Below are 8,807 nucleotides of genomic sequence, written 5' to 3' on the forward strand. Positions count from 1 at the left end.
CAATGTTCGTTGCGGGCCCGGAATCGTGTCTTCCAGGTTGATTCCCACTACACCTATATCGTGCAGTTTGCTGATGTTTTCAATGATACCGTCAATGTTGCGGCTATAACCTCCTTCGATGTCCACCGAAAATGGAATGTTCACATTTTCAATGACTCTTTTTGAAAATTGAAGAAGTATTTCAAACGGAATATTTTCACCGTCTTCGTAACCCATTGCATTGGCCAATGCTTGACTGGAAGTTCCAATGGCTTGATAACCATTGCTTTCAAAAATTTTTGCACTGCCTGCATCCCATATATTTCCTAAGATAAATGGGGCCGGATTTTGATGAAGTTGCAGGAAGTTATTAAAATGATCCATACGATATTTTTGTTTTTTAATTGATAATAACAAAGATATCGGATCGGAAAACGGTCAAATTGTACAGACCGGAACGCTTTAATTTTTATTGCAAAAGTTGATTGACGGGAGTAATATTTTCCAGGTAGGCAGAAGGAGTGACACCGGTAAACGCCTTAAAATCGCGAATGAAATGCGACTGATCGAAGTAACCTGAATCGTAGGCAATGGAAGTTAATGGCCGGTCATTTTTGGTAATGAGGCCGAGGCTGATCTGAAACCGGTTGATTTTATTGAATGAAGTAGGAGAGAGGCCGGTATGCTGGTAAATCAGTTTGTGCAAATACCGGGGTGTAATACCATGCTTGAATGCAATGTTCCCGAGGTTATTTTCTGCCGGATCCTTCTTAATGCTTTTCAAAATGTCTGCTACTTTCTCAATCCGGTTACTCTTTTTCTCGGAGCCGATCAATCTCTTTTTCAAGAATATTTCCACGAGGTCTATCCGTTTTTGCGCATCGGGGGTTTCAAAAAGACTTGCGTGCAATGCTTTGATAGGATCGCCGATGATATCACTGACATCGGTTACCTGGTCATTAAAAATGGCGATGTCGTCATTCAGAAAATACGCCGCCGAATGTGTGTAGAATTTAATGCCAAGCATGGTATGCTTTCCTTTGGATCTGATTGCCAAGGGTTTGGTAATCTGCCCCCAAAGTTCAATAGGAGGGGTTTTCAGGTAATCATTTTGGTTTAAAAACTCCCACGAACCTTCACCAAGATTGAAAACGATCTCCATGTCGCCACTCGGACAAACGATGTCTTCGAATGCAATGTCTGCATCCGATTCGAAGATGTAGTATTGCTTAACGTAAGGTTGTAAAATATCTGACGGAAAGAAATGCCTGAATTGCATATGACTGCGTTTGAACTGTTAAACTGATAAGTATGGTATTATAGTTCTAAAAATGAAGTGTGCAGTTACATTTTACGAAAATAAGCCAGGAGAATTTCACGGAATTGTATAAATCGGAACGGTGATACTTTTTCAAGATTCACCAGTATTTTTTGACTCTTCGAAGCTTGTCTTAGTTTGAATAATAACCTCAATCCGTAACATGTTAAGATTTTCCTTTTTTGCCCTGCTTTTGACCCTCATTGTTGTAAAAGCCAGTTCCCAGAGCCTTAATGTACTTTCTGCCGCCGAAAAGAAGGAAGGCTGGAAGCTTTTATTTGATGGTAAAGATTTCAAAGGCTGGCATGCATACGGCGGTCAGGGAGTTGGGTCAGCATGGATCATTGATCAGGGGGCTATCAAATTGAATGTTCCGGAAAGAGCGGGTAACAAAGCGAAAAACGGCGGCGACATCGTGATTGACGATGTCGTCGATGGTGATTTTGAATTTAAGGCAGAATGGAAAGTGAGCAAGTATGCCAATAGTGGCATTTTCTTCTTCGTGACTGAAGCGGCGAAATACAAAAATATGCACGATACCGGCCTGGAATTGCAGGTGATCGATGACAAGATCTATGAAGGCGCAAAAGAAAATACGCACCGCGCCAGTGATTTTTTCGGCGTAGCGAATGCACGTCTGCGGGAAGGTAACCCCGAGGGAGAATGGAACAAGATCCATTTTATTGTTAAAAAGAACAAACTGACCGTTTACCAAAACGAGTTCATGGTACAGGAGCACGACCTGGCTGGAACCGACTGGAAACAGAAAATCGCAAACAGCGGTCTCAAAGCAGCACCGATCAGCAAAGGGTCCTACACTGGAAAAATTGGCTTGCAAGACTGGGGCAGCACCGTTTGGTACCGGAATATTAAGTTGAGGAAGTTGTAGGATGCCGGCCTCATCAGGGCAGGCCCATCTGACTTTTAAGGTATTCGGTCGTGATTTTAACGCCCACTTCCTTGGCGAAATCAAAAAGCCATTTGCCACCGGCTTTCAGGTGTTCTAGTATTTTATTACCGTCCTTTTTGTCTTCTTGGTCCGCTTTGGTGACGGCTTCCACTGCTTTTTCTATTTCGGGGGAAGTGCCCGCTGCTTTCTTTTTGTTCAACTCGGCAAGTAGCCGTGATACCTCTTCATTTAGTGCCACAACCTGATCTGGCTGCAATGGGACGTTTTGATTGAATACAGTACCAGTAGCAGTTGTATTGTCGCCAACCTGGCCGATCTGACCACCTGAAATGTTAAACTTGCTTTCCATAATTTCTGTATGATTGATTTGAATATACTGTTGTGAGATATTGGCAACTGTTTTCCTTAAATTAAGCTCAGAAATCCTATTTTTTAATTGATCAACATCGTCCTGGTATTTGATTTCGATTTTAATGGCGGTTGTTTTTAGCTGTTCCCAATCCGAAATCCGTTTGATTCTGTTATCCAGGTATTTTTGCAGCCGGTCATTTATTTCGTCATTCTCACTCGGTCCAGTCCCAACTTGCGTCAAATCCTTCGGTTTTATATCAATCACGTTTTTACCAATAAATGCAAACACATTGTTCAGGCATTCCTTTTCTATAAAAAGACGTGAATGCAGGATTCGTTGATTTCTGTTAGCATTAAGTTCAGCTTCCCCAGAGCCTTCTGGATAATGCAGCAGCAGCACTTTTGCTTCCTTGTTGAAATAGCTATAACATCCGTCCGCAATTTTACTAGTCTGCAGATTACCTGTATCCAACTTTTCTTTGGGTTCTAGGGATACAATGATCTGGTTTTGATTTTTTGCAATTAGCCCTGACTGTTCCTGGCGAATAAGTTTTGGTTTTCGTGTAGTGGCCCTGATGTGCAATTCTTTAAGACTCACTGATAACTTTTGAAGAGGGCATGGCGTACTGACTTTCTGACCTGCTGCCCTTGTCAATAGGTTAAATTCCAAGTTCATGATGTTGGCGATCGCATCATCGACGAACTTTTTATTGATACCACCCTGCTTTGGATTTGCAGAAGTGTTATTTCTCAAAACTTTGAAAATAAATTCAAATTTGGCCAGCACGCTGCCGTCGAACAGATAGTGATTGTAGTGGCTCATGATACTCATTGCATCGTCTTTAAAGACCTTTGGCGATCTGAATCCATTTCTAGAACTAAAAAAATAATTTTCTGGAATGAACCCTCTTACGGTCAGGTCTTTTCGATTGACACATACACCGAGGTTACGTGCGAAATTTTTGGTAGGAGTTGGGCTTTCCCATTTCGTTCTATCGAGCAGTGTATTGTGCTCGCTGGTAAAAGTCCTGACATCCGTGAAGGAGCATTGTACAAATACAAACATGATAATGAGCGGGTTTAGAAAATCAGATTTTAAATATGTATCTGCCCGGTACCAAGCGTGTGTAAGATAAAAATGCCCAGGACGAACCATGGGCTAAATCACAAAGGGATAATCCCATATAGAAGGATCATATCGCCTAAACGGATGTTAAATAAAGCAAATCCAATGTTCGCCTTAGGTACTTCACTCTAATGTAGCGATTTGTGAAAATAATAAAACCGTTAAGAAGGGAATGTTATTTAACGGTAATGAAAGTGGACACGGCTGCCTATCTCAAAAACCTGTTTTTAATAAACTGCTCTGCTGATTGTACCAGCAGGGCTTTTACTTTGTTAAAGTATGGCTCGGCGATCCGGCTTGGTTTGATGTCCCATCCTCGGTCGTAGTTGACAATGCAGGAGCCAGTGAAGTTGCTGGTGTTGTTCAGCACGACAGGGTCCCAGATGGATAGTTTGGATATTTTACCCTTGTCAATTCCTAATTTGGAAGGCAATTTCAGGATCAGTGCTGAAAATTCGTATTTGTCCACAGTCCCCGAAACCCAGAATGCTCCCTGGATATTTGCATCTCCGGAATGGTCCCTGAATTCAGCACGGATATCATTTTCCTTAGGAGGCGTGAAATCCAGCTTTTGTTTTTGAAGGTACTCGTCAATGGCTCTTTTGGCGTGCTCCATAGGATCTGTCCCATCGAAGTCGCTTAATTCACTTAATCGTCTGCTTTGCAAATCGGTCAAGGCAACGTGTTTTCGATACCTTTTCTGCGGTGTCATGGCTGGATATTTTGAGCTTAACTCAAAATTACACAGCTTAAAAAAAGATTCGGCCAATAAAACTAAATTTTTAGAATCTAGGACAAAATTTAGAATTGTTCCTAATATAGATAGGTGGCAAAAGAAAGCCCTCCGCAAGATGCAAAGGGCTTCTAACCTTAATGGTAACCTTTATTATTTCACCTGCAGCTTTCCTACTTCCACAACTGCCGGTTTGAACTCATTCGTGTTGTAGCCGTGATTGGTCACCACCACGACCAGGCTGAATTCCCCGGCCTTCGGATAGGTGTAGGTGCAATACCAGCCTTCGCTCGAAAGCGTAGTTTTGAGTCCTTTGGCACCTACTAAACCATAATCGGAATAGAGGTCGCTTTTGGCCAATACGGGGTGGTTGAACATATCAACCGAATCTGCAAAAGTGGCCCCGCCGTCGGTACTGACCTTTTTCTTCATGATCTCCCGGGTTCCGCCAGGCCACACCGAACACATATCAGCATCGGTATCGACAACGATTTTCACCGCTTTTCCTTTCACTGGCTGAGGTACCAGTGAATCTTTTCCGCTGGCATCGGCAAGGTAAAACTTCACGGCGTTCAGCGATGGGGTAGCCACGATGTCTTCTTTGAGACAAGATGTGAACAACATTCCCGCGAACATCCCAAGTGCAATTTTGGAAACTATATTTTTCATTTTCATCATTTCAATTAGTAATTAATAACCTGGATTTTGCGGCAATGTCTGGTCTTTCTCAATTTCGCCGACAGGGATCGGCAGTATCAGCTGCTCTTCCGGGATAGGGCCTGATATCGCAATGTTGGTGTCAAAATCAACCTTCGTCATGATCGCTTTCGTAATCACATCCACGGCTTTTCCGGTCCGTACCAGGTCGAAGTAGCGGTGGCCTTCGAAGGCCAGCTCCATTCTTCTTTCGTGCAAAATGGCGTCAATGTCAAGTTTGGCAGCGGTAATCGCCGGCACCTTCGCTCTCGCACGAACTTCATTGACATAGGCGACGGCTTCATCCTTTTTGCCCAGCACCATCAAAGCCTCCGCGTACATAAGTAATGCATCTGCGTAGCGCGTAATGACATAATTGTTGTCCGTACCCGTGTTGTTGTATGGTTTCAATTGCGCCGGTGCCGGAGAATGCTTGATCACCCAGGCCTGGATTGGAATAGTACTGGAAGCAATGTAGCCCGAGTCTATTGTGGTTTTGTACCGGATCGTTTCACCGCCGTTTACAAATTCGCGCATCAGATTGTGCTCAATAAGTAGGTTAGAGGCCCCCGCCACGCCCCAGATCAGTCCCACATCATTATTAACCCACCGAAACCAGTAGCTCGGCTGGCCAGCTGCGATATTGAAATTGACTTCAAAAACTGATTCTGCATGGAACTTATTGGTAGCCTGGAACACATCGGCGTAGTTAGGCAAAAGCGCGTACGAACCTGCTTCTTTGTCCACGATCAGCCTTTTTAAAACTTCCGCCGCTTTCGCATGGTTCTTCAATGTCAAGTGAACTTTACCTAACATTGTAAGTGCCGCGCCTTTCGACGCTCTGGCTTCTTCGCCTTTTAATTCTGATTTTTTCAAACAGTTTTCAGCGGCAAATTCCAGGTCCGGGAGGATCATTTTGGTATAAACTTCGCTGACCGGAGAACGACCCACGCCAAATGCAGTCGACAAGTCGGTGAAAGGTTTGGAAACCAATGGCACTGGACCATACACTCTTACCAGATTGAAATAACCCAGCGCGCGAAGGAATGAAGCCTCAGCTTTGTACGCTTTAATGGTTTTTTCCTCTGACGCATCCTTCGGCTTGTATTTGTCCATGATCTCAATGAGATTATTCGCATTGGCGATCATTTTGAAATTGTTGGTCCAGATGCCGGATTGCGAATTTCCATTCGTTTTCTTGAATGTCTGCCACACGTCTGTTCTAAAACGGTCTTTACCATCGTCCGACATCAGCTCAGGAATGAGCGGGAGGTCGCCTTGGTTATAAATACTTTGCAGGACTTTGTAAATTCCTACCAACCCGGTTTTCATTTCGGCAGGATTTCGGTAAAAGCTTCCTGGTGACAGCGCATCTTCCGGTTGCCTGTCCAGAAATTTCTCTGAGCATGAAATCAGTAAAGTGGCGGCAATAATAACTAGCAGTATATTCTTCATTGTGAAAGTAGTTTAGAAAGATAAATTAGCCCCGAACGAGATCGACCTCGACATTGGATACGAGTCACGGTTGATACCCTGTGACAGCGCATTGTCCCCCTCTGCATTAGCCTCAGGGTTATATCCCGGAAACTTGGTGATATACAGCGCATTGATGATCGTCATGTAAAGCCTTACGCGTGACATTTTCAATCTTTCCACCATTTGCTGCGGTAATGTGTAGCCGAGCGCAATGTTCTGGAAATTCACGAATGTGCCTTTGTACAGCAGTGAGCCACTGAGGTTGGTACCATCGTACGATTTACGGCTGGGCGCAGTGTATTTCGCGTCCGGGTTCGTAGGTGTCCAATAATTTTGGAAATAGTCGGTCGTGGTATTGTTCTGTCCGGTACCTCTTCCATAAATCCCCTCCATTTGGCGCATGGAAATATCGCCGCCCTGCGTACCGTTGATCTGGATAGTCAGGTCAATGCCTTTGTATTCAAACGAGTTGGTCATACCCCACACAAAGTCAGGGATCGCAGAGCCGATGACTGTGTTATCACTAGCATCAATGATACCGTCACCATTCACATCGGCCAGTTTCGGTGTACCCGGACTGGACCTGAACCGCCAGCTTGGATTATTGGCATTCACGATCGGTGAGGTTTTGACATCCTCCCAATCACGGTATGGTCCAAGGTAGCTCGCACCGTAAATACCGGCGATGGGTCGGCCTTCGGTCGTGTAACCATCATTATTCAGCAGCGGACGTTTATCCTTGCCCACATCCAGCACCCGGTTGCGGTAGTACGATAGGTTTGCATTGGTCGTCCATTTGAGCTGTCCAACCAGGTTTCTGGTCGTAATGGAATACTCATATCCGCGGTTACGCATGGACCCGATATTGGCCATGTAAGATCCAAAACCGGTAATGACGGGAAGCGGCATGCTGAAAAGCATGTTACGGGTATGGCGATAGAAATAGTCAACGCTCAGTGTAATGCGGTTGTTAAGCAGCTCAGCATCAACGCCCGTGCCCCAGTCGGTAGTGGATTCCCAGCCAAGTCCTGAGTTGGCGATTTTTCCTTCCGTATACGAAGGTGATACAGTCGAGCCTGAACCTAATACATAAGATGAAGCATTGAGCGTGCTCAGTGCCAGATAGTTGGGGATACCAGCATTTCCGATAATTCCCCATCCGCCGCGGATTTTCAGGTCATTGATGAAGCGTTGAAATGGTTTGAAAAACGGCTCATCCGAAATACGCCAGGCCGTAGATACGGATGGGAACACACCCCATTTTTTGTCCGCACCAAACTTCGACGAACCATCCCGGCGCACACTGGCAGTCAGGTAATATTTTCCTGCAAAATTATACATAACCCTTCCGAAGCCACCGATCATAGCGTCGCTGTACCGGTTGGTCCGAGCATCTGTCTGCGCATTTTGGATCGTAATATCTTGATTTAAAGTAGGTATCAAATCTGTCGGGTAGTCATATTTCATTATATAAGAATCACGGTATTTGGATTCCTCGATAGAATAACCAGCCACTGCGCTCACCGAATGTCTGCCGAATTCTCTTTGGAAGGTCAAAAAGTTCTGAGAGTTCCAGTACAGTCTGTTGGTCGTTTCGTTGATACCTTGTGATCTTGAAAACGTTGCGGAAGCGGTAGGTACCGAGCTCGGGTTGAAATAATCACGTTGTCTGTAACGGTACTCAGTATGGAATTCCGACCTGAATTTCAACCCTTTAATGATATCAATTTCAGTGTAAATTGTAGATAGGTTTTTGAAATTCCTTCTACTATCCTGCTTTTGGAACAAATGGAGCGGGTTTACGAAAAATGCAAAGTTCCAGTCCCATGGATCCAGCAATGTATTTCCGTAAAACACCGGGTCGCCGTTTTCATTGGTCGGGTTCCAGATCGGAGGCATTGCTACTGCATTGTAGAAAGGATTGCTGGTGCTCCCGCCTTCAATGTTCGGCAGCACATTAGAGTTTTCGAGGGTAGGGGCGAGCAACAGACCTGCCCGGATCCGGTTCGTCAATTTCAGGTCAATGTTGGCCCGGAAAGAGATACGATTATAATCCGAGTTCTTAACGATCCCTTGCTGATCAAAAAAGCCGCCCGAGATCATGTAGTTCACATTATCAGTACCGCCCGAAGCTGATAGCTGTACGTCAGTGACCTTTCCGGTACGCGTGATCAGGTCCTGCCAGTCGGTATCGTAAGGCATTTTGTAAATAGTGTCC

The 8,807-nt window shown here is 44.7% G+C and carries 8 protein-coding genes; 1 reads left to right on the forward strand and 7 read right to left on the reverse strand.

Annotated elements, in window-relative coordinates; genetic code table 11:
* Together ABIO93_RS28240 and ABIO93_RS28245 are read right to left on the reverse strand one after the other, a co-directional pair.
* A partial coding sequence (locus ABIO93_RS28240) for an isocitrate lyase/phosphoenolpyruvate mutase family protein (protein ID WP_348073369.1) occupies positions 1-363 on the reverse strand: 363 nt, incomplete at its 3' end.
* An 85-nt stretch (positions 364-448) separates the two neighbouring features.
* Positions 449-1,258, reverse strand: coding sequence for a helix-turn-helix domain-containing protein (locus ABIO93_RS28245; RefSeq protein WP_348073370.1), 810 nt, complete (start codon positions 1,256-1,258; stop codon positions 449-451).
* A gap of 202 nt (positions 1,259-1,460) precedes the next feature.
* On the opposite strand from ABIO93_RS28245, the gene ABIO93_RS28250 reads away from it, so the two are divergent.
* The gene (locus ABIO93_RS28250) at positions 1,461-2,186 is read left to right on the forward strand and encodes a DUF1080 domain-containing protein (RefSeq protein WP_348073371.1); all 726 of its coding nucleotides are present in this window, start codon (positions 1,461-1,463) and stop codon (positions 2,184-2,186) included.
* A gap of 13 nt (positions 2,187-2,199) precedes the next feature.
* Here the strand turns inward: ABIO93_RS28250 and ABIO93_RS28255 are convergent, their stop codons facing one another.
* The 5 genes from ABIO93_RS28255 to ABIO93_RS28275 all read right to left on the reverse strand — a co-directional run.
* The gene (locus tag ABIO93_RS28255; protein WP_348073372.1) at positions 2,200-3,624 is read right to left on the reverse strand and encodes a hypothetical protein; all 1,425 of its coding nucleotides are present in this window, start codon (positions 3,622-3,624) and stop codon (positions 2,200-2,202) included.
* Between the two features lie 268 nt (positions 3,625-3,892).
* Positions 3,893-4,396: a hypothetical protein gene (locus ABIO93_RS28260; RefSeq protein WP_348073373.1), complete on the reverse strand. Its 504-nt coding sequence runs from the start codon at positions 4,394-4,396 to the stop codon at positions 3,893-3,895.
* 174 nt (positions 4,397-4,570) lie between these two features.
* Positions 4,571-5,086, reverse strand: coding sequence for a hypothetical protein (locus ABIO93_RS28265; RefSeq protein ID WP_348073374.1), 516 nt, complete (start codon positions 5,084-5,086; stop codon positions 4,571-4,573).
* 21 nt (positions 5,087-5,107) lie between these two features.
* The gene (locus ABIO93_RS28270; RefSeq protein WP_348073375.1) at positions 5,108-6,568 is read right to left on the reverse strand and encodes a RagB/SusD family nutrient uptake outer membrane protein; all 1,461 of its coding nucleotides are present in this window, start codon (positions 6,566-6,568) and stop codon (positions 5,108-5,110) included.
* A gap of 12 nt (positions 6,569-6,580) precedes the next feature.
* Positions 6,581-8,807: SusC/RagA family TonB-linked outer membrane protein (locus ABIO93_RS28275; RefSeq protein ID WP_348073376.1), on the reverse strand; the 2,227-nt coding region annotated here is incomplete at its 5' end.

This window comes from Dyadobacter sp., from assembly GCF_039919315.1.
Classification (GTDB): domain Bacteria; phylum Bacteroidota; class Bacteroidia; order Cytophagales; family Spirosomataceae; genus Dyadobacter.

Bases quoted from the DNA above. Each gene is read 5' to 3' on its own strand.
- ABIO93_RS28245 (WP_348073370.1), bottom strand. From the start codon at position 1,258: ATGCAATTCAGGCATTTCTTTCCGTCAGATATTTTACAACCTTACGTT.
- ABIO93_RS28250 (WP_348073371.1), top strand. From the start codon at position 1,461: ATGTTAAGATTTTCCTTTTTTGCCCTGCTTTTGACCCTCATTGTTGTA.
- ABIO93_RS28255 (WP_348073372.1), bottom strand. From the start codon at position 3,624: ATGTTTGTATTTGTACAATGCTCCTTCACGGATGTCAGGACTTTTACC.
- ABIO93_RS28260 (WP_348073373.1), bottom strand. From the start codon at position 4,396: ATGACACCGCAGAAAAGGTATCGAAAACACGTTGCCTTGACCGATTTG.
- ABIO93_RS28265 (WP_348073374.1), bottom strand. From the start codon at position 5,086: ATGAAAAATATAGTTTCCAAAATTGCACTTGGGATGTTCGCGGGAATG.
- ABIO93_RS28270 (WP_348073375.1), bottom strand. From the start codon at position 6,568: ATGAAGAATATACTGCTAGTTATTATTGCCGCCACTTTACTGATTTCA.